The organism is Petralouisia muris (assembly GCF_004793545.1).
GTDB lineage: Bacteria > Bacillota > Clostridia > Lachnospirales > Lachnospiraceae > Petralouisia > Petralouisia muris.
Genome location: NZ_SRYA01000016.1, coordinates 33,383 through 59,123, shown reverse-complemented (window position 1 = coordinate 59,123; position 25,741 = coordinate 33,383). Strand labels below are relative to the sequence as shown.

Sequence of the window (25,741 nt, the reverse complement as noted above, 5' to 3'; positions counted from 1 at the left end):
GCAAAAAGAAAGAAGGGAATGGATATGAATTTACTGGCAATGGACAGCCCCCTGATGCGTTTTTTCGCAAGGGTAGGGGATATCATTCTGTTAAACCTTATATTTGTGGTGACTTCCCTGCCGATGGTTACCATAGGGGCCTCCTTAAGCGCCCTGTACGCGGTTGCAATGAAACTGGTTCGGGGAGAAGAGCCCTCCGTATGGAAAGAGTACCTGAAAGCCTGGAAAGGAAATTTTAAAACAGCAACCCTTTGCTGGCTGATTATGACCGCAGCGGCAGGGCTTCTGGTCTTGGATTTTCGGCTTGCCGGGGCGTTTGCCGGGGCGGCGTATACGGCGGTGCGGTTGGTTTTGGCAATGGCTCTTGGAATCTGGATGCTGATTTTCCTGTATCTGTTTCCCTATATTGCAAGGTTTGAGAATACCGTATTTCATTCCATCAAAAATGCACTGCTTCTGAATGGGGCTCATCTGCCTTCCAGCCTGATGATGTTGGGGATCAGCCTGGGATTTCTGGTTCTGACCTTCTATACCTCAGAGACATTTGTCATCGGGACAGTTCTGTGGACGTTTGCAGGGTTTGCGCTGATGGCCTGGGTGCAGTCTTTTCTTTTGTGCCGGGTGTTTGCTAACTATGAAAAATAAATAAAATGCATGACGCCAGGCTGCGGGATTTTCTCGCCTGGCGTTTTCTGATCTGCGGATAGTCAGGAAGGGATATGTTTTCTGCAGGCTCGCATGTCTTTGTGCCATTTCAATTAGAAAATAATAGATATTCCCTGGAAATGTATGGAGTTTGCTTGCAGTTGTCTGCTGTATTATGTTATGATTTCTCTAAGTTAAAAACCTGGATTCTGACAACAGGAACAGCGGCGCAGGAAGAAGGTGCAAAGATGGAGCGCAATACAATTGTTAACATAGGGGAACAGAGGTTTGATAAACTGATGGAGGCGGACAGATTTTACATTGACAAGACGGATTTTATCAGGGAATGGTGGGAAATGGGTTCAACAGTAACGCTTATTACACGTCCGCGAAGATTTGGGAAAACCCTCAATATGAGTATGGTGGAATGTTTTTTTTCGAACAAATACGCAGGGAGGGATGATCTGTTTGAAGGGCTTTCTATTTGGAAGGAAGAAAAATACAGAACACTGCAAGGGACGTTTCCGGTAATTTTTTTGAGTTTTGCGGGTGTGAAGACTGGGAATGTGGAAGAAATGAAAACCGTTGTAAAACAGTTAATTACAGAGACTTATGCCCAGTATAAGCATATTATGAGGTCTGAGGAATTTGATGATGCAGATCGGGAGGCTTTCCAGGCTGTGGGCAAAGATATGGATGACGCCACAGCTTATATGGCGGTTCGGAGTCTTTGTATCTACCTTCAAAAATATTTCAAAAAGAATGTTATGATTATTTTGGATGAATACGATACGCCCATGCAGGAAGCATGGCTTGCCGGAACCTGGGATCAGGCCGCTGCATTTTTTGGAAATTTTTTTAATCATACATTTAAGTCAAATTCTCAGTTGTGCCGGGGGCTCATTACAGGAATCACAAGAATTTCAAAGGAAAGTATCTTTTCGGATTTCAATAATCTGGATGTGATTACAGTAACGTCTGATAAATATGCCACATCTTTTGGTTTTACCGAGGAAGAAGTGTTTCAGGCCCTTGAGGACGCAGGGCTTGGGAACGAGAAGCAAGGCGTGAAAGCCTGGTATGACGGTTTTATATTCGGCGCATATACAGATATTTACAATCCCTGGTCTATTGTATCGTTTCTTGACCAGAAGGGAAAGTATAAAGCTTATTGGAGCAATACAAGTGAAAACGGACTGATAAATTCGCTGGTGCAGCAGGGAAATGCCGATATGAAGCAAATAATGGAAGAGCTTCTTCAGGGAAAAAGCTTTCAAACGGAGCTTGAGGAACAGGTGGTATTTCATCAGCTTGAAGATGATAACAACGCTGTATGGAGTCTGCTGCTGGCAACAGGGTATCTAAAGGCGCTGAATACATCGTCAGAGGAAGGGGAAGATGATGTATGGTATACGCTGGCGCTCACAAATTTTGAGGTGCAGCGGATGTTTCGGAAAATGATAAAGGGATGGTTCAGGGGCAGTGCGCAGACAGCCTGCAATGAGTTCATAAAAGCGATGATGGATGATAATGTACAGATGATGAATATGTTTATGAACAAGGTGGCGCTGCATACCTTCAGTTTTTTTGACAGCGGGAATAAGCCTTCAGAGGAAAAGGAGCCGGAACGTTTTTATCATGGATTTGTGCTGGGGATGGTGGTAAATCTCGCCAATGTGTATCATATCCGTTCGAACCGTGAGAGCGGGTATGGACGGTATGACGTTATATTAGAACCCGTGGATAAGAAAGACAAGGCGTTTATTTTTGAGTTTAAGGCATTAAATTCCTATGAGGATGAGAAAACTCTTGAGGACGTTCTTGCGAATGCTCATGTGCAGATTGAGAAAATGAAATATGAGACGGAGCTTATAGCGAAAGGTTTTCCACAGGATCAAATCAGAAAATATGGGTTTGCGTTTCAGGGAAAAAGATGTCTGATTGGATAATGTCAGCATACTTATTTGCCAAATGATTTGCGGTTCTTTTTAAACAGTGGGAACCGCAAATCATTTGGCTCACGGGTATAGGATTTCTCCGCAGTAAAATATTTCTTTCAAAAGTTCAGGAAATTCTTTCCCATGTTTTGATTATAATAAAGGAATCCCATGCCTTTTCGTCTCTTTAATAATTTCCTCTTTCCAGAGAGAAGACTGCACCTCGCCGATATGTGCTTTCCGTAAGAAAAACATACAGATCCGGGACTGCCCGATGCCGCCACCAATCGTAAAGGGCAGCTCTTCTTTGAGGATGGATTTCTGGAAGGGCAGCTGGGCCCGTTCGGGGCATCCGGCTTTCTCAAGCTGCTCTGACAGGGCTGTTTTGTCCACACGGACGCCCATAGAGGAAAGCTCCAGGGCAATATCCAGTACCGGATAATATACCACAATATCTGCATTCAGCTCCCAGTCGTCATAGTCCGGCGCCCGGCCGTCATGGGGTTCTCCCGACGCCAGCTTATCTCCAATCTGCATAATGCAAACTGCGCCTTTTTCCTTGGAAATCAAAAGCTCCCGTTCCTTGGGAGAGCATTCCGGGTACTTTTCTTCCAGTTCCCGGGTGGTGATAAAAAAGATGTCAGGCGGAAGAATTTCTTCTATGTAATCATACCGGATTGCCATATATTTTTCTGTTTTCCGAAGCACCTTGTATACATTTCTCACAGTATCTTTCAGATAGTCCAGATTCCGGTCTTCTCGGGAAATTACCTTTTCCCAATCCCACTGATCCACAAAAATAGAATGGATATTGTCTGTGATTTCATCCCGCCGGATGGCGTTCATATCCGTGTAAAGCCCTTCTCCCATGGAAAACCCATATTTTTTCAGCGCATAGCGTTTCCATTTGGCAAGGGAGTGGACAATTTCTGCTTCCTTTTCCCCCTGCTCTTTGATGCCGAAGGTGACCGGGCGTTCCACGCCGTTTAAGTTGTCGTTCAAACCGGAAGCAGGATCTACAAACAGAGGCGCAGACACACGCTGCAGGTTCAGGCGTTCCGCCAGCAGATTCTGGAAAAAGTCTTTGACTGTTTTAATGGCGATCTGTGTATCATGCAAATCAAGCTCTGGACGGTAGGTATCAGGTATTATCAAATGTTCCATATTGTCTCCTTATATGCGTTGTTTTCTTTTCCGGTATCAATTATATGCCTGTGGATGTGATTTTTCAATAAGGAAGATAAAGTTTGGAAAAAATGATAAAGAATCATAGTTTTCCATCAGATATTTTATCATAAAATCAGTCCGTTTTAGGGAGACAGAGATTTCGGCAGAGGGTTGACAGGAATCCTGTCGGGCAATTAATCCGCTTCCCGGCGGCAGTTATACAAAAACATCATCAGGGAAGCCCCAATCACCAGGGCGTATCCGATAAAGCTGTATCTGTCCGGTATCTCTCCAAACAAGGCAAACCCAAGAATTGCCGCAAAAATAATCTGAGAATAATCAAAAATGGATATCTTTTTGGCAGGGGCGTAGGTATAAGCGGCGGTAATGGCAAACTGGCCGCCTGCTGCAAACAAGCCCGTCAGCAGTAAAGTCATGGTCTGGCCCAGCGTCATGGGCGCAAAGTCCATAACAATCCATGGCGTGACAAACAGGCAGGAAAACAGAGAGAAGTAGAAAACAATCACCGGTCCTTTGACCTTCATGGTTCCCAGCTTACGCACCATGGTATAGGCAATGCCAGCCCCAAGGCCGCCGCATACTCCGATTAATGCGGGAAGCAGCGCAGCATTGTGAAATCCTGGTTTTACGATAAACAGGCAGCCGCAGAAGGCTGAGAAAATGCAGGCAGCCTGAAAGGGCAGTATTTTTTCTTTCAGCAGGAAATAAGAAAAAATAACAGCAAAAAAAGGCGACAGCTTGTTTAAAATAGAAGCGTCCGCCACAAGCAGATGATCCACAGCGTAGAAATTGCAGAGGATGCCTACAGTGCCGAACACACACCTCAGAATGAGGGCAGGCCGGGCTTCCTTTGGAATATGCAGAGAAACCGGCTGCGATCCCCGGCGTCTTTTAAGGATAATGATTCCGGCAAAAACAGCGGCTACCAGATTGCGGAAGAAGCTTTTTTGCATGGATGGGAGATTCCCCGACAGGCGGATACAGACATTCATACATGCAAAGCAGAATGCAGACATGAGGATTGTCAAAACGCCCCGGATATAATTGTCCTTTGGTTTGTTGTACATTTTAGTAATCTCCTTGCTTTTTATTTGTAAGATATACCCGTGACCGTGAGCCAAATGATTTGCCAACAGATTTCTGCTATTTTAAGAAGAACAGCAAATTATTTGGCAAAGAAATATGTTCTTGAGTATAACACAAGCGCCTGCAAAGTCAAGAGCATAATATCTATGGCTAATGTATCAGGGAACTTCAGGCATAGAAAGACGATGAGAAAGTCCGAATGTGGAAGAAAAAAAGAACCATTGCTTTTATTTCCAGATTGTCATAAGATGGAAGAAAGGATTTTATAAACAGAGCATACAGAAGCAAAGGAGAAAATGATGGACTGGTTTCAGCTTAAAATGAAAATAAAAGGCGCAAAGCCTCCTGTCTGGCGGCGGGGGTTTGTCCCGGAAGGCATTACCTTTACACAGCTTGCATGGATGTTAGAGGAAATGCTGGACTGTGAAAAAACAGATAATTATGAATTTGATTTTTACCAGAAGAAGGTAACCTTGAACGAGTGGAAAGAAGATGTGAATTATCGGAAAGGTTTTTTCTATAGTTATCGCAGCGCATCCGATACTTTTGTCAATGAATTGCTGAGTTCTGAGAAGTGGTTTACCTTCCGGGTGCAGCAGGAGGAAGGCCGGAAGGCAGAATACCGAATTGAAATAGAAAAGAAGGCCTCAGAGGTAATGGAGAAACAAAAAGGAGGGAAGGTTCCGATCCAAAGCCCCCTCATTTCAAAAGAAGTGGGTTTCGCAGGAAGCTGGAGTGATTCCCTTGAGAAAAATTCTCTGTTAAGGGAAAAATATCAGGTTTACAACGGAGAGGCTGATTACAGGAGTTTCCAGAAGCTCAGAGAAGATTTTGAATCAGGAAACGATGGAATCCGGGTCTGTGAAAACCCTGAGAGCCGGACAGAGCGCAACCAGCTTTCCATGCCTGATTTAATCAATCAATTCGTGGATTCTTCGGGAATTCAGCGGGAAGAATTGCTGAAAAACCTGCTGGGAGAGGAAATTGATAAAAGGAAGAAATCCCAGGGGAATGATCAAAAATCCCGTGATCCGATGGTAAAGGACATGCTTTCCAGTTATGAAAAAGCGGATCTGACAGAGATGGCCAAGGAGCTGCATCTGCATTATTCCAGACTGAAAAAAGATGATTTGGCAGAGAAAATCGCCAATGAAATTCTGACGCCTGCCGTGATGAGGAAACGCCTGCTGATTCTGGAGGATCGGGAGATTGCGGCATTCGAAGCAGCTATGGAGCGGGAATGTTTTTCCCCCACCGATGAGGAGTGGGAAGGTTTGGATGCAGTTTTCGAGATGGATTATATTGCTTATTTTCGGGATGAATATATAGAAGTGCCAAAAGAGGTGATTCAGGTATATCAGACCATAAATACTCCTCAATTCCAACGGGAGCGAAAAAGGCTCAATTGGATGCTGAAATGTCTGGAAAGCTTTGGGTTCCTTTACGGGGTGGCGCCGGCTAAAGTTGCCTGTGAAATATACAGCCAAAAAAAAGAATATGCCGTCAGCTATGAAGAATTTCTGGAAATTTTCCAAAAGATTCCAGAAGAAATGAATCCTTGCAGCCTTGCGGACGGGAAAATGTTTTTAAATGTATTGAAGGAAAAGCGTTTATACCGAAAAATAGAAAAAATTCAGAGGAAGGTGGATTATTACATTCCTTCTGAAGCAGAAGTGCATGATTACGATCAGAACAAATATTTTACGGGAGAACCTGCTTATTGGAAGCTGAAAGAGTTCTTTAGCCAGGAACTGAAATATGATACAGAGGAGGCGGAGGAGCTGTGCGCATTTATTTATCAGGAGTTTGCCAAAGGGAAGATGCTTTCTGATATTATGGGTGTGCTGAACGGAAGTGGAATGGTATTTGGTTCAAAATGGCATATAGAGAAATTTGCGTCCCTGATGGCAGACGCAAATAACCATACCCGTATGTTTGAGCTGAGAGGGCATATGCCTGCTGAACTGTCAGAAGCAAGGCCGGTGCCGCTCCAGCATTCCGGGGCAAAGATTGTGCCAATGCGGGGAAGCGCAGACAAGCCTGCGGAGCCTAAGGAGAAGAAAATATATCCCAACGATCCCTGCCCCTGCGGAAGCGGAAAGAAATATAAAAAGTGCTGTGGAAAAAAGTGATGCAGAAAAAGGCGGCTGCTGTTTGTCTGCATTTATGGAATTTTTAACATAGATTCTTTTCGTTCTTACTGCCCTGCGCGGCCAGTGAATGGCTTTTACAGGGCAGCATATTTGGTGAAATTTAAAAATCGATATCCATAAAAATGGAATCCCGCTCATCCTGGGCTATTCCCAGGTATCTTTTGGTAATGGCATAAGAAGAATGATTGTATATTTCCATTAACAGGGCAGGCGGGACGCCCTGTTTCCATGCATGATAACCAAAGGTTTTCCGAAGGGAATGGCAGCTGATATGGGGGTCGTGGAGCGTTTCTATGGCCGCTTTTTTTATGATGCGGAATGCCTGAGAACGGCTTAACGGGCGGGAAAAATTAGTTGTCTTGGTAAAAATGTAGTCTTTTGAGGAAGGATTTCTCAGTCTTTTGTAAAGTTCCAGAGAATCTTTTAAATGTGTGTTTAAGGCTACAATATTTTCCTTACCGGTTTTATCCTCCCGTACAAAAATATGGTTGCGGAAACGGCTTTTTTCAAAATCATATACATCCCGCCAGCTCAGATTCAGAATATCGCTGATCCGAAGCGCAGTGTGCAGTCCAAATGTAATCAATACATAATTTCTGGCGTTTGGGCGGGTGTTTCGGTAATAGTCCATAAATTGTTTCAATTCTTCCTTCTTTCTGATCGGTTGCGTAGTACCCATATCTGTTACCTCCATCTTTTGTAAGATCCGGCTTTATCCTGCACATAACTGCCAAAAATCTTGTATGGTTCCCCATTCGGCTGTGGCGGGGATTGGATTTTTGCAGTGCCGCTGTGAAAAGCCGGATGGTGAATAAGTGTAACCTTATTTTATACACAAGAGTATACCTATTTGCCAAATGATTTGCTAATCTTCCTAGAATAATGTAAAAATGTTTTTCTGTTTTCCGCTATATAAGTTTAGAAGCAAACGAAGAGGCGGATATGATAAAAATATAGGGACCTATTTTTGTTAAGAAAAAGTTAAACCAGTCGCCAGCATCGTAATATTTCCGTAATTCAGCAAGGTCGCATTGCATATAAGAATTGTATTCGCACCAGAAAAATGGTATGATGAAATCAAAATATATTTTTCTGCCATCGGCAAAAGGAGACAGAATTATGATTTTGGATGTAAAAAATTTAACCCATGGGTTCGGGGACAGGGCGATTTTCAATGATGTATCTTTCCGGTTGTTAAAGGGGGAACATATCGGCCTGATTGGAGCAAATGGAGAGGGGAAATCTACATTTTTGAATATTGTAACCGGCCAGCTGCAGCCGGATGCGGGAAACGTGGAATGGGCCAGGCATGTGCGCGCCGGCTATCTGGATCAGCATACCGTGTTAAAACAGGGCATGACAGTGGGAGACGTTTTGCGCAGTGCATTTTCATTTCTGTTTGAGATGGAAGCGGAAATGAACCGGATGTTTGAAGCCATGGGCGCAGCGGATGAAAAGGAAATGAACCGTTTATTAGAGGAAACAGGAACTATGCAGGAATTGTTGGAACAGCATGATTTTTATATGATTGACGCCAAGGTGGAGGAAGTGGCAAGGGCTCTGGGCGTGATGGAGCTGGGACTGGATACGGATGTGTCAGAATTAAGCGGCGGGCAGCGGACGAAGGTGCTGTTGGCAAAGCTGTTGTTAGAAAAGCCGGATATCCTGCTGCTGGACGAGCCTACCAATTATCTGGATGAGAATCATATTGAATGGCTGAAACGCTATCTTTTGGACTATGAAAATGCATTTATCCTGATTTCCCATGATATCCCCTTTTTAAACAGCGTAATCAATATCATTTATCATATGGAAAATCAGGAATTGACCCGCTACGTAGGGGATTATGATAAATTTATGGAAGTCTATGAGATGAAGAAATCTCAGATGGAAGCGGCATATAAGAGGCAGCAGAAAGAGATAGAAGATTTGAAGGATTTTGTTGCAAGAAATAAATCAAGGGTGGCAACCAGAAATATGGCAATGTCCAGACAGAAAAAACTGGATAAAATGGAAGTTATTCAGCTTGCGGCAGAGCGTCCCAAGCCGGAATTCTTTTTCAGGAACGCCAGAGCGGCGGGAAAGATGATTTTCGAGACAGATGATCTGGTACTGGGATATGAAAAACCTCTGTCTGCACCCATCAACCTCAGGCTGGAACGAGGGGAGAAAATTGCGGTGACAGGAGCTAATGGAATTGGAAAATCCACATTTTTAAAAAGCGTGCTGGGTTTGATAAAACCGGCGTCCGGAAAAGTCAGGTTGGGGGATTATCTGTATCCGGGGTATTTTGAACAGGAAATGCCTGTCAGCGAAAACAGCTGTATCGAAGAAATCTGGGAGACTTTTCCTGCTTATACCCAGTATGAGGTTCGTTCCGCACTGGCGAAATGCGGTCTTACCACCAAGCATATAGAAAGCAAGGTCAAGGTGTTAAGCGGAGGGGAACAGGCCAAGGTGCGGCTGTGCAAGCTTTTGAATGTGGATACTAATATTCTGCTGCTGGACGAGCCCACCAATCATTTGGATGTGGATGCAAAGGCAGAACTGAAACGGGCTTTGCAGGAATATAAAGGCGCGGTTCTTTTAGTGTGCCATGAGCCTGAATTTTATCAGGAGATCGTGACGGAAATCTGGAATATGGAAGAATATTCTCTGTTCCGGTAGGTTTGTGGAGGAAGAAACATTCCTGGTTTTTACAGACAGCGAAGAAGTGAGGCATTCTCTGGGTTGGCGTGCGCAATAAGAAAAGAGGTGCGGTATGGGAGAATTGAATATGGCTTTTGTAATACAGCAGTTGGAGTGGATGGTGAGGATTTTGCTGGCGGGATGCTGCGGGGGAACTATTGGATATGAACGGGAGAGCAGAAAGAAAACGGCAGGAATCCGCACCCATGTGATTGTGGCCGTATCTTCTGCACTGATGATTATTCTGTCCAAATACGGATTTCAGGATGTGACGGGAGAATTTGTTCGGGCAGACCCTTCCAGAATGGCGGCGGGTGCTGTGGCAGCCATTGGATTTCTGGGTTCCGGCGTGATTTTTTCCCGAAATAAAAATGTCAGCGGAATCACCACCTCCGCCGGCATTTGGGCTACCCTTGGAGTGGGGATGGCGGTAGGAGCCGGATTGTATGTGATAGGAATCTGCACTACAGGAATCGTGATTTTGGTGGAAATATTTCTGGGCCGTCAGGGAAAAATGTCTCATATTATCAAAGATGTATATGAAATTGAGATGGAGTATCGCTGCAATGAAGAAAATCCCGGACAAATCAGTCAGGAAATTCGACGGGAACTGGAAAATACCTATCAATGTCGGATTTTGAAATTCCAAACCAGAAGAAAAGGAGAATACATCCGTTTAGAGATGCTGGTTCGGACTGCAATGGGAGCGGAACTTTGCCGCCTGGCGGAATATGTGGAGAAGCACCCGGAAATATTGAAGTTTACGATCTGATTCAAAAGGCGATGGATTTGCGCAGGCGGCCAGACTCAATGCCAGAGTCTTTTTATGAAAGATAAGATAATGATAAAAAAAGAAAAATTTATATTTTAAAGTGGCATATTGGGTATGTGTGTGCTTTTATCGTCCAAATTCGGGCATCAGTATATACCTTATGTCGTTTGCTGGAGATATTTTATGTGGAAATGCCCTAAATGTGGAAAAGAATTTAAAAATACCAATCAAAGTCATTTTTGTGGAGAGAAACCGAAAACTATTGAAGAATATATTATACGTCAGGATGCTGAAAAGCAAGCGGATCTGTTTCTTATAAGACAGGCTTTGCGGCAGGCTTTGCCAGAGGCTGAGGAACGTATTTCCTGGAGCATGCCGACATACTGGAAAAAACATAACATTCTTCATTTTGCTGCTTCAAAAAAACATATTGGATTTTATCCTGGTCCAGAAGCGGTAGTGGAATTTAAAGAAGAATTGAAAAAATATAAGGTGGATAAAGGAACCATACGCATTCCATATGGAAATGTTGATACTTATTTAATTCAAAAAATTGCCAGATGGTGCTGGGATACAGAAAACCATGAAGCAGAGACTTGAAGGAACTTTTGTCTGGTAAAACATATACGGCAATGAAAATATGAATAAAAAGTACGTTTTATTTATGGAGAAGAAATATGGATGAGATCCGTTTTGAATTAGATTGTGATACAAGTATACCGCACTTTCATGATGAGATGGAGCTTCTGTTTGTATTGTCTGGGCGGCTGGCCGTGATGATAAACGGAATCAATTTTGTTATGAAAGAGGAAGATATCATCGTATTTGATATGTTTGAATATCATGAGATATACAGGGAGGCTGGCGGACATACACTTTCTGCTTTTATTCGCCAATCACTCGTGTATCAGGCAAATATAGGAAAAATAAAATGCTGCAGTTGTATCCAGCCAGGAAGGGAAGACTATTTTCGGCTTTTGAAAGCAAGGCTTGCCATTATGTACAAAGAATTTCTGGAACATGCTGCGGACGGGAGAATGACAATCCTGAGTGAACTTTATGCGGTTCTTTCTGTCCTGAGGCAGCATTTTGCAGAGGAAGAGATTCCAGAATGGAGAATGCGGGAAGAGACAGGGCGTATGAGGGAAATTCTTTTATACGTGGGCAGCCATTGTCAGGAAAATATTTCTTTACAGACGGTTGCGGAGCGCTTTTACCTTTCTCCCAGTTATCTGTCGCGTGAATTTAAACGTCTGATGCATATTTCTTTTTCAGAGTATGTGCGAAAGCTAAGGCTGAACAAAGCGGCGCATATGCTGTCTGCCACAAAAGAATCCATAACGGAGATTGCAATGTCCTGTGGATTTTCTAATGTGAATACGTTCATTATAAATTTCAGGCAGCAGTTTGGCAATACTCCAAATGGATACCGGAAAGCGGAGGAAAAAAAAGAGAAGGAAGAGGAGGCGCGGGAAAGGCCGTTATCAATTATGAGCCTGACAAAATATATTTCCTGTGCCGAAAATCTCAACATCCTGTTGAAAGGCAGTGAAGAGCCAGTCCGTTTGAAAATTGATATCCGAAAGGACAGCGGGAAGGCCAGGCTGAACCATAATGTGGCGATCAGCGTAGGATGGGCAAAGGACCTTATGTTTGAAAATGTACGTGAGGCGGTACGCCGTGCAAAGAGGGAAATCGAATTTCAATATGCATACTTTCATGGACTTTTGGATGACAGTATGGATGTATATCACGAAAAGCCGGATGGGACGCCGTATCTGAGTTTTATTTATGTAGATATGGTGATGGATTTCCTGAACTCTGTGGATATCAGGCCATGTATAGAATTCGGCTTTACGCCAACAAAGCTGGCAGAACGCCAAACACAGATGTTTGGCCTGTTTTCCTGTCTTCATCTTCCCTCTGATCTGAAGAAATGGGCGTTTATAGTGGAAGGCGTACTCCGCCACCTGATCGAAAGATATGGGGTGGTTCCCAGCAGGAATGCTGATATACTTTTTAAAGAAGTGCATATGGTAAAGGAGATTTTGGAAGAACAGGGGGTAAAGGACCGTCCCACTTTCCTGACAGCATGGAATTCAACAATCTGGCAGTCTGACCTGGGAAACGATACCTGTTTTAAAGCTGCGTTTATTGTGAAAAATATTTTGGAAAACACAGAGGATATCAGGGCATTTGCGTTTTGCCACCTGACAGATAACACAGAGCGTATGATTACAGGGCAGAATACATATTACGGCGGATATGGCTTGATGACATATCAGGGAATACCCAAAGCGTCTTATCTTGCATACAGGCTTTTGGGGGAACTGGAGGAGTTTGTAGTAGACAGAGGGACGGGATATATTGTGACCTGTACAAAGGACCGGAAAAAAGTAAAGATTTTACTGTACAACTACAGCCACTATAACCGGGAAAGGCATATTGATTATGTCCTTTCGGACGAGGAGCAGCGTACTTATGACCGGTATTATGGATTTGAGGATAAAGGAATGCTTGATGTCCGTTTTTACCTGGAAGGTTTGGAAGAGGGGAACTATGAGAAAGAAAGCCTGATCGTAAACCGTGATTATGGGAGCAGCTATGATATCTGGAGGGGTATGGGCTCTCCTGCGGTAATTACGGAAAAGCAGAGACAATATATCGAGAAACAGGCAGAACCGAAATATGAATATGATATGCTTCAGGTAGGAGAAGCGAATACCCTTTTAATTTCGGCTATTTTGGATATCCATGAAATTCGCCTAGTCAGCATAAATAAAAGATAAGAGAGTCCCTTTGCATTCTATTTGATGAGTGCAGAGGGATTTGTTTTGAAAAATCACGATTCTATGTCCTTTTCATCACGATTCTATTCAAAAGAGCTAAAGTGATGAATGATATTTCGGTAGAAAACAGAAATGATTGAGTATTATTTTGACAACAGAAAATGAGAAAAAATTGTGGAAAATGCTAAAATATTATCAGACAGCAAGAAAGAAAGGAGACAGATAATGGAAGTAAAAGAGTGGAAATATGAAGACTTTCCAGAATTTGATGAATCTGTAGAAGGGGCAGTCGTACTTGATACAACTGGCGATGAGGCAGGCAGCCGTTACACTGGACAGCATGTGGAATATGTAAATGAAAACGGAGTGCCGCTGCATATGGAAATTATCACCCCATTTACAAGAAATAACCCAGAAGGGGTGTATCCCTGTGTTGTATTTGTGCAAGGTTCTGCCTGGATGAAACAGGATGTTCCGGCGCAGCTTCCTCTTCTTGCGCGCCTGGCAGAAAGAGGGTATGTTGTTGCCATTGTAGAATACCGCCATTCCGGGATAGCGCCATATCCTGCGCAGGCGATTGATGCAAGAAATGCAGTGCGTTATATCAGGCTTCATGCAGTGGAGTTTCATGTGGATCCAGAACGGATGATTTTATCCGGCGATTCTTCTGGAGGGCATACGGCCATGTTCGGAGGGCTGCGCCACAATGACGATACAGATGAAAATCAGTTTCCAGGAGTATCGGCAGAGGTGAGCGGAATTATAAACTATTATGGCTCTGTCAGTGTCCTTTTTGACGGAGCAAATCCCTCAACGCTCAATTACAAGCTCCCAGACAGCCCGGAAGGGATGGAAATGGGCGGAGCAAACTTAAGGGAAAGTCGGGAACTGTGTGAGGAACTTTCGGTAGAATGTCACATTAATAAAGATACAGATCTTGCGCCGGTGTTGATTTTCCATGGGACAAAGGACCGTACCGTGCATACGCGCCAAAGTGTGGATTTGTATCGGAAAATGAAAGCTGTCGGAAAAAAGGTGCAGCTATATCTTGTCAAAGGCGGGGATCATGGAGGAGCCGAGTTCTGGACGCCAGAAGTCCTTGCTATTGTAGATGCATTTATCAAAGATTGTTTTAAAGGAATATAAGCTGGGAGGTGCAGACGATGAAAAAAGAGAAAGTTGGCATTGTGGAACAGTTTGTTTTTGGTTCCGGCCAGATTGGCCTGAATGCGCTGTACACATTATTTAGCTCTTATGTCCTGTATTTTTATACAGATGTGATAGGGATGAATGCGGCAATAATCGGGACTGTCGTTTTAATATCTAAAATGTTCGACGGGGTTTCTGACCTGATTGCCGGGCAGTTAATTGATACGCACAAGAGCAAAAAAGGGCATTGTATCCCGGTATTGGCAAGATGGACACTTCCGATGGTGACATCTGTTGTATTGGTATTTCTTGTTCCGGATTCTTCGATTGCACTAAGGATCGCGTTTATCTTTGTGACATATAATCTGTTCAATACCGTTCTGTATACATACGTGAATCTTGCCCATAACTCATTAGCGTCCTATGCAACGGATGATCCGACAACTCGTTCCAAAATGCTCTGTTATTCGATGCTGTTTGCGGCGCTCACTCAGACGATTATGGCAAGTGCAATCCTTCCAATGGTAAAGTTTTATGGAGGCCAGGATTCACAGTCCGCATGGGTGAAGTCTATGCTGACCCTTGGTGCGGTGGGCGCTGTATTCCTTTTTCTGAATGTATTTGTAGTAAAAGAACGCGTGGATAATGAAGTGCCGTCTGAAAATATTATTCAAAGTGTGAAAATTGCATTTCAAAATAAATACTGGCTGATGTCTGCAGTGCTTCAGATCTGCTGCACGATTGTGCTTTTATTCAACCTTTCTATTTCCGTTTATTATCTGGAAAATGTGGCAGGTAATCTGGGGCTGATGGGCGCCTATGTGGCAGCAAGCAATGTTCCGGGAATTATTGGTATGCTGATCCTTCCGGTTTTTTTGGATAAGATTTCCAAAAAGAAACTAGTGCTGGCCGGCGGTATGCTGATGCTGATCGGACAAGTGGTATTTATCATAGGGCCAACAGATAGCGCGGCACTCCTTGTCGGAACAGCGCTTCTACGCGGGATAGGATTCCTGTTTCCGATGGGGCTGGTCAATGCTATGACAGGTGACACAATTGAGTATGGAGAATGGAAAACTGGGACAAAGGTACAGGCAGTCTTATTTTCCGCAAAATCTGTTGCGGAAAAACTGGGGCAGGGACTAATGACATCACTGTTTGGCTTTTTCCTGACAGCGGTAGGATATGACGGGAATCTGGCGGCGCAGCCAGCATCGGCGGTTTCAGGGATTGAATATTTCTTTAAATTTGCACCACTGGCAGTCATTGCGGCAATTCTTCTGATTTGTATGAGATGGAAGCTTGATGATGAGATGCCGCAGATTCAGAAGGATTTGGAAGCGCGCAGAGAAAAAGCGGCTCCTGCTGGGCATATTTAGCAGGTAAAAATCAGCCGCAAATTGCGGTAAACCAGGAATGTCCTCAATCTGATGGTGGAACTGGGTGGAATACATACTGCGAGGTTTGAATATTTCAAAAGAAACTTGACTTCTGCTCTTTCCTTTGTTAACATGAAAGCATGCACTTGCATTAAGGAGGAAGCGGATTTGGATGAAACAAGTCAGAAAATAATTGACGCAGCGATGACATTAGTCCGGGATAAAGGATACGTCGCAACGACTACGAAAGAGATTGCGAGGGTGGCTGGCGTAAATGAGTGTACCTTATTCCGCAAGTTTAAGAGCAAAAAGGATATTGTGTTACAGGGGGCAAATCAGACTGGCTGGCGGGCGAATGTGGCGCCGGAGATTTTTGAAGACGTAAAGTGGGAGCTGCAGACAGACTTGGAAATGTTTATGAGGGCGTATATTGACAGGATGACGCCGGATTTCGTCAATCTGTCAATTGGTCTGAGAGCGCCGCAGCTTTATGGGGAAACGAAACAGCTCATTATGAAAGTTCCACAGGCTTTTTTGGTGACATTTACCGATTACCTGAATAAGATGTGCATGATGGGAAAAATACCGGAGAAAGATTTTCAGACGCTGGCATTGACAGTGTTTTCGGCAACCTTCGGCTACACATTTCTGCATGCATCCTTTGGAAAAGAACTTACAGAGATTGAAAAAGATAAGTACGTAAAAGAAAGTGTGCAGATGTTTGTAAAAGGAATCAATCAGTAAATTTTGGCGCTGTCAACGGGACAGTGCCAAAAAAATAAAAAGTATGCGTGCAAGTACACGCATTTATAAATGGAGGAACTTATGAAGCAGATTACAGGTGCAGATTTATTTGTCAAAGCGTTAAAAGAAGAAGCAGTTGATACATTGTTTGCTTATCCGGGAGGACAGGCGATAGATTTGTTCAATGCACTGTATGGAGAGAAAGAAATAGATGTTATCCTGCCTCGTCATGAGCAAGGCTTAATTCATGCGGCAGATGGTTATGCGCGTTCTACAGGCAAAGTCGGGGTCTGTCTCGTGACGAGTGGACCGGGGGCTACCAATCTCGTTACAGGCATTGCCACTGCAAATTATGATAGTGTTCCGTTAGTGTGTTTTACGGGACAGGTGCCAACGCACCTTATTGGGAATGACGCCTTTCAGGAAGTGGACATTGTGAGCATCACAAGAAGTATCTGTAAATATGCCGTAACAGTGCGAAAGAGGGAAGATTTGGCAGAAACAATCAAAAAGGCGTTTTATATTGCAAAGACAGGAAAACCGGGGGCAGTAGTTGTTGATCTGCCAAAGGATGTCCAGAGGACTTACGGCAGTGATTTTTATCCAGAGGAAATTGCGGTCAGAGGTTACAAGCCGAATACTTCCGTACATATGGGACAGCTAAAGAAGGCTCTGGATATTTTGAACCATGCGGTGAAGCCTGTCTTTTTGATAGGCGGCGGAGTGAATATTGCCCATGCAAATAAAGAAATGACACGGCTGGCAGAGCTGACAGGCGTGCCTGTTATTACGACTATCATGGGAAAAGGGGCAATTCCGACAACAAACAGTTTATATGTTGGTAATATAGGGATTCATGGAAGCTATGCCGCCAATTCAGCAATCAGCCATTGTGATGTTCTTTTTTCAATAGGAACGCGGTTCAATGATCGTATTACGGGAAAAACAGAAGAATTTGCATCCAATGCAAAGATTATCCATATTGATGTGGATGCGGCGTCTATTTCCCGCAATATTGCTGTGGATGTTCCTATTGTAGCTGATGCGAAAAAAGCAATATGCGCTTTGCTTAAAAAGGCAAAATCATTGAACATTTCAAATTGGACAGATGAAATCAGCCGTTGGAAAATGGAACATCCCATTGATATGGGGAAAGTGGGATTGACGCCGCAAATGATCATTCAATCCATAAATGAATTGTTCAAAGATGCTGTGATCGCTACTGATGTAGGTCAAAATCAATTATGGACAACTCAATTTCTTGATCTTGGCGAAAATAAACAAATGCTGACGTCTGGCGGTTTGGGAACAATGGGATATGGTTTTCCTGCTGCAATCGGAGCGAAATTTGGCAATCCTCAGAAAGACGTCATTGTCATATCCGGCGATGGCGGTATGCAGATGAATATTCAGGAAATGGCCACTGCGGTTGTTTATGAATTGCCAATTATTATCTGCATACTGAATAACGGATATTTAGGAAATGTGCGGCAATGGCAGGAAATGTTTTATGAAAGGCGATATGCGAGTACCTGTATGCGTTATCGGAGAAGCTGTGAGATAGGCTGCAACCAACCCAATCATTGTTGTCCGGAATATACGCCTGATTTTATTACACTGGCAGAAAGCTATGGTGCAAAAGGGATTCGCGTCACAAAAGCAGAAGATATAAAAACAGCTTTGCTCCGTGCGAAACAGATTACAAAAACGCCTACAGTTATTGAGTTTATCATAGACAGAGAAGTCAATGTCATGCCGATTGTTCCGCCGGGTAATTCCCTGAATGACATGATTTTAGAAAGAGGAACAGTCAGACGAAAGAGGGATTTGCAGAATCCATGAAAAGGCTTTTTAGAGAATGCGACAGCAAGCCATTTCTGTACAATATCCATACGCCGGATTTTCAGTCCTTTGTTACAAAGCTTCCAGAAGAGATAGTTAAGAAAATCAAGTCTGACGGTTTCGATTCTTTCAGACAGGTGATTCATACCGCAAACCTGAGTCTGAAAATGGAGGAACCTTTAGCCTATGGAATTTTGAGTGCGCTGCTGTCAACAATCAGCGCAAGAGAAACACTTTTCGTCACTTGTGATTATTTCGATGTTTTGATTTTATTGAGGGTAGTTATAGTAAGATTGCGATTCCGATGAAGTACAAAAGAAAATCTCAGCATTCAGAAATTTATAACCGATAACATACTATGTATGTACAAATCAAATTTCTGTGTATTGTTCTCATTAAGAGGGGATATTGTTACCGAAGACAAGAAACTTAAAAAAAGAGGGTTTAATTTCCCGTAGCTCTGCTGAGGGGAGTTTCATTCGATGTAAAGTTGTTCAAAGTATCAGTCGTCAAAGAGCCAGACGCAAGAAAGGACGATAGAAAATGAAAGGTTATGCTTGGCCACATTGCTCCGACTAAAGTCGATGAGAGCCAGCAGGCAAATATTGAGGCATTATCGTCAGATAAGCTCTAAAATCTCCAATTAGAAATGGCACAAACTGGATGATGCAAGATTATATAACCAGAAAATGGTAATAAGGAATACATTGAAGCAGTCTGGGGAATTGGATTTAAGTTAGCGAAAGATAGAAAATTACACAAGATTTATTTAATTTGAAGCTGAATGATGGACAGGAAAAGTTTGTTTCCCATCCTATTAGGAGTTTAGCGCAGGCATATGTGTATTATAACCAATGCTGCCCGTTTGGTATATATCTTGATGATAAGATGATTGGTTATGTGATGGTCATATACGACTATGACCTGGAAGTGTATAACATCTGGCACATGATGATTGACAGAGAATATCAGCATAAAGGGTATGGTCAGATGGCAATGGAAAAATGTCTTTCCTATATCAAAACCAAACCATTTGGCTCGTCGTGTAAAGTTGTTCTGACATGCAATAGAGATAATTTTGGTGCAATGCATTTGTATGGTAAGTTTGGTTTTTCTGAAACCGGTAATATGGATGATGACGAAGTTGAACTTGCATTGATGGAATAGGAGAAATGATACAAGTAACGGCGGCAGGGAGAAACTTCTCCTTGCCGCCGTTCTTAGATTGCGCCCAGTATGGGCATAATCTAATCGGTGAAAGTCGTGTGTTCTGCGCTCTGACGCTATGTGACATATTCAGTTGTGATTATGGTAATGATTGTTTAGACAAAACCAGAATTTCATAAGCATAAACCTTAACTATAATTGAATCGTTGATTTTCCGAAATCATTTGCATATACCACAATGGAATCATTCTCTGTAAAATTAGGTTTATCCCACAATAGATAACTTTTGTGATGATAAACCTTCCCTTGATAGGTATAGGTATAAAAGATTCTATAAGGAGATTTGTTTCCATACTGCGTATACTTTTGTAAATACACGTTTTTTACTGTGCCATTAATCTTAGTTCCGCTTATAAGCAATTCATTATGTGATTTATTTTTTAAAGATGTAATAATTTTCAGGATAGATTGTACAATGAAAAAGGTTATACCCAAAAACAGGAAAACAATTCCCAGAATAGTTGGTTCTTGAATCATTGAATTTGCATGTGGCTTTAACACGCCAATAAAGCTTAACAATCCCGTAGCAGTAAACGCAATACCTAACCAAAGAAATATTATTTTTAGTAATTCCTCCGTATATTTGGGTTTACTCATATTTTCCTCCTAAATCAACTTCCGACAATTTGCTTATGTTACAGCAATAGAAAAGTTCAAATATCTATGATATAATATTACACTCAAATGGAATTTTTGTAAAGTCTATTTCCTCTGAGAAGTGATTGCGGTATAATGGAGCCATTGACAAATCGAAATGGAGGTAAAAGATATGATATTGAAGAATAAGTATCCTATATGTGAATTTGATACTGGTAAAAATCCGATTATTCAGGCAACGAATTTTTTGGATAAGAGCCTTCCTGAAAAATGTGTGATTACCTTTTTCAGGAAGGAACTGGAACAGTTTGTTTCGGAAAACAATCTTCCTGTCATTGGCTATCTTAACTCAGAAGTACTTGATATACCGATTTATGAATATGTATATGGTGCAGATAAGCTTTGTATTACGATGGCATTTTGTGGTGCGCCGGGTGCAGCTGTAGCGATTGAAGAACTACATGCTATGGGATGTGAAAAATTCATAATTTGCGGGGGCGCAGGGGCATTGACAAAGGACAGTAAAGTGGGAGAAATCATTATCCCTGTCTCTGCGGTTAGAGATGAGGGAACATCCTATCATTATTTAGAGCCATCCCGTGAAGTGGAATGCCATAAAGAGACGGTCCAGACTGTTGTTTCATATTTGAAACAAATGGGGATTCCATTTACAACCGGGAAAACATGGACAAGCGACGCCATATACAGAGAAACCCCTGATATGGTTGAATTAAGACGAAACGAGGGGTGTATCACTGTGGAAATGGAAGCGGCAGCTTTTTTTGCGGTGTCTCAGTATTACAATATTCCGCTTGCCCAGTTGTTATATGCTGGTGATGATGTAAGCGGTGAGGAGTGGGATTCTCGAAATTGGAATATGCAAAAGAATATACGATATGATTTAATTATCTCTGCAATCGAAATTGTAAAGAAATTGTAGTGGGTTATGTGTTTATAAGTTTCATTAAGAATGTTTAAGGATAATTATGCGAGGAGGTATTTTGATGACAGAGCAGGATAAAGAAATAGCCATTCAGACAGTAAAAGACATTCTCCATGTTCTTCACGAAAAAAGATATGAGGATTTGCCATCCTGTGTGGATGAAATGGAGTGGGACGATACAGAGGAAATCCGGGAGTGCATTCAGGGTACATTGGACATGAACGATTTTGATACGTTCGATGAGTATGGCGTTCCCTGCAATTTCCACCCTCAATATGAGTACCATCATGAAGTGGAGTTTTATGAGCACCCCGAAGGCTTTGATGCAGAGTATGACCTTACCTCTGGTGGAGAACTGGTCTATCTGCGTTTGCAGCTCACATTTTTATACTTGGAAGGCAGGGTAAAACGTATTTTTCACACGATTGACCCAATGTGATGCGAAAAGCTATTATCGCGACTTCCAGCTTGTGTGTCTAAAAATTGAATTAGAACTACTCAAAATGCCGTTACATGGACAAAACCCAAGCAGCGGCATTTTCTTATTACCGTTTCATCCTGGTGGGCGGGGAATCCGATGCCGAAACATAACAATCTCACAGGGTATAGTCTGCCCTGTCCGCCCATTTTTGGCTGTTACTGCTGAAATGGGCGGTTTTCTATGAAGGAGCACTATGCCGAGAATGTCAAAAAACGGAAGAAGGAACTTGCTTTCTTCTTAAATGTCAGGGGCGCAGAAGCTACAACGAACTCTGCTAGAAATGCCAGCATGGGTGCCAGAGTTTCCGGGCTGTCAGATGAAATCATGACAAGGGGAACCGAGGACAGCGACGGAATCCTGTTTATCCGATTCCACATCATGGAGATAGCGGCGGCTCTCTCCCGAAGCCCCCAGACCTGCAAGCGTTCCTTGAACGAGACTGCGGCGGGCGGAGCATAAAGAGAAAATGCTGGAACGCCAGATAAAGCCCCTGAACCGGAAGGAACCAACTCCATTACATTGGAAGTACAGAAGGACTGCTTTGTCGGCTTTAAGAGGGGAGCGCATCCGTTTCTACCTCTCTGATGGAGGCTATCGGAACGCAAAGCACAGCGAACAGGAGGCCGATAGCTATGAAGACAGTAAAAGAAGTATCAAATTTAACAGGTATCAGCGTACGCACGCTCCACTATTATGATGAAATCGGGCTGTTAAAGCCGACTGGCAAAAGTAAAGCGGGATACCGGCTTTATGACGATAAAGCACTGGAAACATTACAACAGGTGTTGTTCTTCCGTGAGTTTGACATTCCTTTGAAGGAAATCAAAGCGATTATGGCGAACCTGGCTCTTGACAGGAACCAGATTTTACAAATGCAGAGGAAAATGCTAAAACGGAGATTGAGGAAATGTTTCAGACTATGATGGAGCATATGCCGGTGAATATGAGAAACATCGCAATAAAAGAATTTGGAAGCATTGAACAATGGAAAAAGCATTATATGGAAGTTGTATCTTCTGAAAAAATGCAGAAAGGCTATGCAAAAGTGGTTGAATGGTATGACGGGAAAGACAAATTTTTATCTGTCGCCCAGAATCCCATCAGCAAAGAAGTTGCAGAAAGCTATAACAGACGGATTGAAGCAATTTTACAAAAGTTGGCTGCAAAACGGGATTGTGCTGTGGATTCCTTTGAAGTAAAAGAGATTGTCGGAGAATATGGGTTTATTATGAAGCAGCTCTCACAGATAAAAGAGGAAAAAGGATTCATGCTGGCCCAGGCGCAATACTATCGTAACGAAAAAATCAAGCCGATGGCGGATGAAAAGTACGGAGATGGGGCTTCGGATTTTTTTGCACAGGCGATTGATAAAATCCCCACCGTCCACATGGGGCCAGCCGCCTGGCTGGCATTCGAATAAAAATGACCCAATGCCGAAAGGTAAGAAGCGGGACGTTCATTGAGGGAGAAAGAAAAGCAGATTGAAGCGGATTTATTTGACCACATTGTAACTAATGGCAGCAATTACACGGTATTTGAGTTCCTCATGTATGCAGACATACCTTTTGCTCTAATATGGCGAAGTCGGGAATGAATCCGAAGACCTTACAGTACATCATGGGTCATGCGGATATCAGTGTAACCCTGAATACCTACACCCATGTGAATTTTGATGATGTGAAAGGGAACTGCATCGAGTGGCGAACTCTTAAAAAGCCCATTGGTAAAGCCGCTTACTTTCCTAACGTATTTACTAATTTTGCAGGGGAAAATATGAGAAAGTATAAGACGATTTGAGAAAATATTTTGGAAACACAGAGCTTTGAAATAGCAAGAAAACACTGCAAAATCAAGCATTTGAGAAGAAATACAGGATATATAAGGAGTTGTGTTTAAAAATTAATGACTCAACTTTCCCAGCAGATATTTTCAAACAAAGCCTGTATAAACGCCGCCTGAGAGTTCATCCATTCGGTCACTTTACTTTTGATACAAGCTGTGATATCTGCCGGCAAAGCAGAAAACTGTTCCACAAACAGAGCCATAAGGCTCTGAAGCGCATTGGTTAAATCCATATCCTGGATGTCATCGCAGATCAGGAAGAATAACTCGCCATAAGTTTTCGCATCATTTTCCTTACGGCGTGTCCATTCCAGTATGGCATGCCTGGTGAATACAATTGCTGTATGGCTGACCATAGCGTCATAAGTGCGACTCTGGAATTTCGCGCCAAGCTTTAAAAAGGACTTTGACGCTTTGAAAAAGCATTCAATTGACCATATGCCGATATCGGCATTTTGGACCATCTGAATGCGTACAGGAATAAAGGGATATAATCCATCCAGGCACTCCCCGTCTGGTTTAAGGGCGCTTTCTCCTGCCATGCGCAAAATATCTGCAGCTGTGCTGGGAAAACCGCACTGAAGAACAGGCGCCTGGAACCGCCCTCCTTCTCTGTGGACATCACATAGGCAAGGACTTCCCTTGTGCCAAAATATTTGTGAGGACACGGCGTGTCCCAATATAGTAACCGCATATTTTTTCGCCCGAAAGTGTAAAATCCCTTTCCACCGAAAGGCGTCTGCCATGTTTTGCAGGCCTGCCCCTTTTTCCGGTCGGCTGCGGGGCAAGGTCATAAAGGACAGAGTCATACCTTGCATTCCCAATCAGGCCAAGGTTTTGGTATTCATCCGCGACAGAAACCAGATCCCCTTTTGTGTAGCAGCTGTCACACAGGAGGATGACATTTTTCTTTTCCGCCAACTCAGGCATGACCTGCCGTACCATGGAAGCGGCAAGTTCCAGCTTGGACTCTTTTTTCTGCCACATCCGGTAGGAAAGCGGCAGTGCCTGGCAAACAATTCTGTCTTTGTCCCACACTGGCACGCAGAGCATGACGCTTACAAAGCAGTGCCCATTAAGGTAGCCGCTGCCATGATGCGCGGAATGGTCGAAGAGTTTTGAGACGTCCTCAAATTTCTTTCCGCACTTGGGGACTATAGTGTCATCAATGCACAGGAAGACAGGCTGTGCCCTAAGGTTTTCTGGGATCAGCTTCAATGCCATAGATGCTGTGGCATTCATAAACCTGGAATAATCTACTTTGGCATAGGAGCAGGCATAGTAAAAGGCATTCAGGGATTTATCTGTAAGCTTTGACAGGAAACGCCTGTAAAGGAAACGGATGGAATCCGCTGACTCCAGTGTCAGTATGGACAGCGGGAGCAGGACTAATGTCTCGGCTGTAGGAATGGAACAAGTCTCAAAATAAATGTAAAAATAATGATAAAGTCTACTAATTATAGTTTTTTCGTTGTATAATAAGTTTGTCGTACAGGATCACTTTCTTTCGTATTTTTTTGTTTGCAAACTTATTATACATCAGAAAGTCCTGTATGACATTTTTTTATGGAAAAGTTGTAAAGTGGTGTAAAATCCCTTAAAATGCGAGAAAAAGAGAGTCTGTATTTTAAGAACGAAATTCATCAATCAGAGGATTATTATTCAATAGAATAAATCAGAGAAATACTTATAGTAGTAATAGATAAGGAAAAAACAGCAATAAAATTTCAGAAGGAGACTGCGTATGAGATACTTTGAAGATATAAAAACAGGGGAGTGCTACGATTTGGGGAGTCAGACTATTGATAAGTCAGAAATGATGGAATTTGCGAAAAAGTATAACAGATCTTATCTGCATACAAATGAGTCTGTAATGAAAGAAAGCAGATATAAAGATGTCATTGCCCCCGGAATGTACACGTTTTCTATCCCGTGGGCGACTTTTATAGATACAGATATCTTTGAGGGCGGGGAAGTTGGTGGGACGGAGACCACTGTTCAATGGTTTATGGGTGTATATGCGGGAGACACGCTTACCAGTGAGGCCGTTGTGAAGGAGGTAAGTGATTCTGGTCATACTTTAGGGCTTGTGACAGTAGAAATCAAGACCGTCAATCAGGATCAAAAAATGGTGCTTCGGAGCATCAATAAGATTTTAGTCCGAAAACGAAAAGAAAAAATATCGGAATAATATTCAATATATTTCAGAATTTAAGTCGATTGTTTTTTGTTGAAAAATCATTCATAGTTTAGTTACCAAATAAATTCAAACGAAAATA

22 protein-coding genes and 3 pseudogenes are annotated in these 25,741 nt (G+C 42.8%); 19 read left to right on the top strand and 6 right to left on the bottom strand.

Annotation, left to right across the window (positions count from 1 at the left end):
• The first annotated feature begins 24 nt into the window (after nucleotides 1-24).
• Complete coding sequence (locus E5329_RS09740; protein ID WP_168356569.1) at nucleotides 25-645, top strand: YesL family protein; 621 nt, start codon at nucleotides 25-27, stop codon at nucleotides 643-645.
• Nucleotides 646-893: 248 nt separating this feature from the next.
• A complete protein-coding gene (locus E5329_RS09735) occupies nucleotides 894-2,594 on the top strand; it encodes an AAA family ATPase (RefSeq protein ID WP_135989401.1) in 1,701 nt (566 codons plus the stop codon).
• Between the two features lie 141 nt (nucleotides 2,595-2,735).
• Here the strand turns inward: E5329_RS09735 and asnA are convergent, their stop codons facing one another.
• Together asnA and E5329_RS09725 are read right to left on the bottom strand one after the other, a co-directional pair.
• On the bottom strand, nucleotides 2,736-3,746 hold the full coding sequence (asnA, locus tag E5329_RS09730) for an aspartate--ammonia ligase (RefSeq protein ID WP_135989362.1): 1,011 nt from the start codon (nucleotides 3,744-3,746) through the stop codon (nucleotides 2,736-2,738).
• A 197-nt stretch (nucleotides 3,747-3,943) separates the two neighbouring features.
• Entirely contained in the window at nucleotides 3,944-4,837 is an 894-nt protein-coding gene (locus E5329_RS09725; RefSeq protein ID WP_135989361.1) for a DMT family transporter, read from the bottom strand.
• Nucleotides 4,838-5,152: 315 nt separating this feature from the next.
• Between E5329_RS09725 and E5329_RS09720 the strand changes: the two genes are divergently transcribed.
• A complete protein-coding gene (locus E5329_RS09720; RefSeq protein ID WP_135989400.1) occupies nucleotides 5,153-6,988 on the top strand; it encodes an IS1096 element passenger TnpR family protein in 1,836 nt (611 codons plus the stop codon).
• 121 nt (nucleotides 6,989-7,109) lie between these two features.
• Here E5329_RS09720 and E5329_RS09715 read toward each other — a convergent pair whose 3' ends face one another.
• Nucleotides 7,110-7,688, bottom strand: coding sequence for a tyrosine-type recombinase/integrase (locus E5329_RS09715; RefSeq protein WP_135989360.1), 579 nt, complete (start codon nucleotides 7,686-7,688; stop codon nucleotides 7,110-7,112).
• A gap of 437 nt (nucleotides 7,689-8,125) precedes the next feature.
• On the opposite strand from E5329_RS09715, the gene E5329_RS09710 reads away from it, so the two are divergent.
• From E5329_RS09710 to E5329_RS09665, 10 genes are all read left to right on the top strand, one after another.
• Nucleotides 8,126-9,676, top strand: a complete 1,551-nt coding sequence (locus E5329_RS09710) for an ABC-F family ATP-binding cassette domain-containing protein (protein WP_135989399.1) — start codon at nucleotides 8,126-8,128, stop codon at nucleotides 9,674-9,676.
• A 94-nt stretch (nucleotides 9,677-9,770) separates the two neighbouring features.
• Nucleotides 9,771-10,469, top strand: coding sequence for an MgtC/SapB family protein (locus tag E5329_RS09705; protein WP_330572067.1), 699 nt, complete (start codon nucleotides 9,771-9,773; stop codon nucleotides 10,467-10,469).
• 183 nt (nucleotides 10,470-10,652) lie between these two features.
• Nucleotides 10,653-11,069: an iron chaperone gene (locus tag E5329_RS09700; RefSeq protein ID WP_135989359.1), complete on the top strand. Its 417-nt coding sequence runs from the start codon at nucleotides 10,653-10,655 to the stop codon at nucleotides 11,067-11,069.
• Nucleotides 11,070-11,146: 77 nt separating this feature from the next.
• Nucleotides 11,147-13,258: a GH39 family glycosyl hydrolase gene (locus E5329_RS09695; protein WP_135989358.1), complete on the top strand. Its 2,112-nt coding sequence runs from the start codon at nucleotides 11,147-11,149 to the stop codon at nucleotides 13,256-13,258.
• Nucleotides 13,259-13,483: 225 nt separating this feature from the next.
• Complete coding sequence (locus E5329_RS09690) at nucleotides 13,484-14,404, top strand: alpha/beta hydrolase (RefSeq protein ID WP_135989357.1); 921 nt, start codon at nucleotides 13,484-13,486, stop codon at nucleotides 14,402-14,404.
• 17 nt (nucleotides 14,405-14,421) lie between these two features.
• Nucleotides 14,422-15,786: an MFS transporter gene (locus E5329_RS09685; protein WP_135989356.1), complete on the top strand. Its 1,365-nt coding sequence runs from the start codon at nucleotides 14,422-14,424 to the stop codon at nucleotides 15,784-15,786.
• Nucleotides 15,787-15,954: 168 nt separating this feature from the next.
• The gene (locus E5329_RS09680) at nucleotides 15,955-16,530 is read left to right on the top strand and encodes a TetR/AcrR family transcriptional regulator (RefSeq protein WP_135989355.1); all 576 of its coding nucleotides are present in this window, start codon (nucleotides 15,955-15,957) and stop codon (nucleotides 16,528-16,530) included.
• An 81-nt stretch (nucleotides 16,531-16,611) separates the two neighbouring features.
• Nucleotides 16,612-18,372: a biosynthetic-type acetolactate synthase large subunit gene (gene ilvB / locus E5329_RS09675; RefSeq protein ID WP_135989354.1), complete on the top strand. Its 1,761-nt coding sequence runs from the start codon at nucleotides 16,612-16,614 to the stop codon at nucleotides 18,370-18,372.
• Complete coding sequence (locus E5329_RS09670; protein WP_135989353.1) at nucleotides 18,369-18,680, top strand: hypothetical protein; 312 nt, start codon at nucleotides 18,369-18,371, stop codon at nucleotides 18,678-18,680. Before ilvB ends, E5329_RS09670 begins: the two co-directional genes overlap by 4 nt.
• Nucleotides 18,681-19,146: 466 nt before the next feature.
• A complete protein-coding gene (locus E5329_RS09665; protein WP_275443150.1) occupies nucleotides 19,147-19,539 on the top strand; it encodes a GNAT family N-acetyltransferase in 393 nt (130 codons plus the stop codon).
• A 192-nt stretch (nucleotides 19,540-19,731) separates the two neighbouring features.
• Here the strand turns inward: E5329_RS09665 and E5329_RS09660 are convergent, their stop codons facing one another.
• Nucleotides 19,732-20,196, bottom strand: coding sequence for a hypothetical protein (locus tag E5329_RS09660; RefSeq protein ID WP_135989351.1), 465 nt, complete (start codon nucleotides 20,194-20,196; stop codon nucleotides 19,732-19,734).
• A gap of 172 nt (nucleotides 20,197-20,368) precedes the next feature.
• On the opposite strand from E5329_RS09660, the gene E5329_RS09655 reads away from it, so the two are divergent.
• The 5 genes and pseudogenes from E5329_RS09655 to E5329_RS09630 form a co-directional block, all read left to right on the top strand.
• Nucleotides 20,369-21,136 carry a nucleoside phosphorylase gene (locus E5329_RS09655; protein WP_135989350.1) on the top strand — a complete coding sequence of 256 codons (768 nt, stop codon included), beginning with the start codon at nucleotides 20,369-20,371 and terminating at the stop codon, nucleotides 21,134-21,136.
• Nucleotides 21,137-21,200: 64 nt separating this feature from the next.
• Nucleotides 21,201-21,578, top strand: coding sequence for a DUF7668 domain-containing protein (locus tag E5329_RS09650; RefSeq protein ID WP_275443149.1), 378 nt, complete (start codon nucleotides 21,201-21,203; stop codon nucleotides 21,576-21,578).
• A gap of 235 nt (nucleotides 21,579-21,813) precedes the next feature.
• A pseudogene (locus E5329_RS09645) lies at nucleotides 21,814-22,073 on the top strand (hypothetical protein); the annotation flags it as partial.
• 179 nt (nucleotides 22,074-22,252) lie between these two features.
• Nucleotides 22,253-23,040: pseudogene (locus E5329_RS09635) on the top strand (MerR family transcriptional regulator).
• A 122-nt stretch (nucleotides 23,041-23,162) separates the two neighbouring features.
• Nucleotides 23,163-23,417 (top strand): annotated as a pseudogene (locus tag E5329_RS09630) (tyrosine-type recombinase/integrase); the annotation flags it as partial.
• A 110-nt stretch (nucleotides 23,418-23,527) separates the two neighbouring features.
• Here the strand turns inward: E5329_RS09630 and E5329_RS32820 are convergent.
• Nucleotides 23,528-24,004, bottom strand: coding sequence for a hypothetical protein (locus tag E5329_RS32820; RefSeq protein WP_275443158.1), 477 nt, complete (start codon nucleotides 24,002-24,004; stop codon nucleotides 23,528-23,530).
• Between the two features lie 79 nt (nucleotides 24,005-24,083).
• Entirely contained in the window at nucleotides 24,084-24,872 is a 789-nt protein-coding gene (locus E5329_RS09620; RefSeq protein ID WP_456320028.1) for an IS701 family transposase, read from the bottom strand.
• A gap of 334 nt (nucleotides 24,873-25,206) precedes the next feature.
• Here E5329_RS09620 and E5329_RS09615 point away from each other — a divergent pair, with 334 nt between their 5' ends.
• On the top strand, nucleotides 25,207-25,653 hold the full coding sequence (locus E5329_RS09615) for a MaoC family dehydratase (protein ID WP_135989348.1): 447 nt from the start codon (nucleotides 25,207-25,209) through the stop codon (nucleotides 25,651-25,653).
• Nucleotides 25,654-25,741 lie beyond the last annotated feature (88 nt).

Excerpts from the sequence above, each read along its gene's own strand:
- E5329_RS09740 (WP_168356569.1), top strand. The coding sequence starts at position 25 with ATGAATTTACTGGCAATGGACAGCCCCCTGATGCGTTTTTTCGCAAGG.
- E5329_RS09735 (WP_135989401.1), top strand. The coding sequence starts at position 894 with ATGGAGCGCAATACAATTGTTAACATAGGGGAACAGAGGTTTGATAAA.
- asnA (WP_135989362.1), bottom strand. The coding sequence starts at position 3,746 with ATGGAACATTTGATAATACCTGATACCTACCGTCCAGAGCTTGATTTG.
- E5329_RS09725 (WP_135989361.1), bottom strand. The coding sequence starts at position 4,837 with ATGTACAACAAACCAAAGGACAATTATATCCGGGGCGTTTTGACAATC.
- E5329_RS09720 (WP_135989400.1), top strand. The coding sequence starts at position 5,153 with ATGATGGACTGGTTTCAGCTTAAAATGAAAATAAAAGGCGCAAAGCCT.
- E5329_RS09715 (WP_135989360.1), bottom strand. The coding sequence starts at position 7,688 with ATGGGTACTACGCAACCGATCAGAAAGAAGGAAGAATTGAAACAATTT.
- E5329_RS09705 (WP_330572067.1), top strand. The coding sequence starts at position 9,771 with ATGGGAGAATTGAATATGGCTTTTGTAATACAGCAGTTGGAGTGGATG.
- E5329_RS09700 (WP_135989359.1), top strand. The coding sequence starts at position 10,653 with ATGTGGAAATGCCCTAAATGTGGAAAAGAATTTAAAAATACCAATCAA.
- E5329_RS09695 (WP_135989358.1), top strand. The coding sequence starts at position 11,147 with ATGGATGAGATCCGTTTTGAATTAGATTGTGATACAAGTATACCGCAC.
- E5329_RS09690 (WP_135989357.1), top strand. The coding sequence starts at position 13,484 with ATGGAAGTAAAAGAGTGGAAATATGAAGACTTTCCAGAATTTGATGAA.
- E5329_RS09685 (WP_135989356.1), top strand. The coding sequence starts at position 14,422 with ATGAAAAAAGAGAAAGTTGGCATTGTGGAACAGTTTGTTTTTGGTTCC.
- ilvB (WP_135989354.1), top strand. The coding sequence starts at position 16,612 with ATGAAGCAGATTACAGGTGCAGATTTATTTGTCAAAGCGTTAAAAGAA.
- E5329_RS09670 (WP_135989353.1), top strand. The coding sequence starts at position 18,369 with ATGAAAAGGCTTTTTAGAGAATGCGACAGCAAGCCATTTCTGTACAAT.
- E5329_RS09660 (WP_135989351.1), bottom strand. The coding sequence starts at position 20,196 with ATGAGTAAACCCAAATATACGGAGGAATTACTAAAAATAATATTTCTT.
- E5329_RS09655 (WP_135989350.1), top strand. The coding sequence starts at position 20,369 with ATGATATTGAAGAATAAGTATCCTATATGTGAATTTGATACTGGTAAA.
- E5329_RS09650 (WP_275443149.1), top strand. The coding sequence starts at position 21,201 with ATGACAGAGCAGGATAAAGAAATAGCCATTCAGACAGTAAAAGACATT.
- E5329_RS32820 (WP_275443158.1), bottom strand. The coding sequence starts at position 24,004 with ATGGCAGGAGAAAGCGCCCTTAAACCAGACGGGGAGTGCCTGGATGGA.
- E5329_RS09615 (WP_135989348.1), top strand. The coding sequence starts at position 25,207 with ATGAGATACTTTGAAGATATAAAAACAGGGGAGTGCTACGATTTGGGG.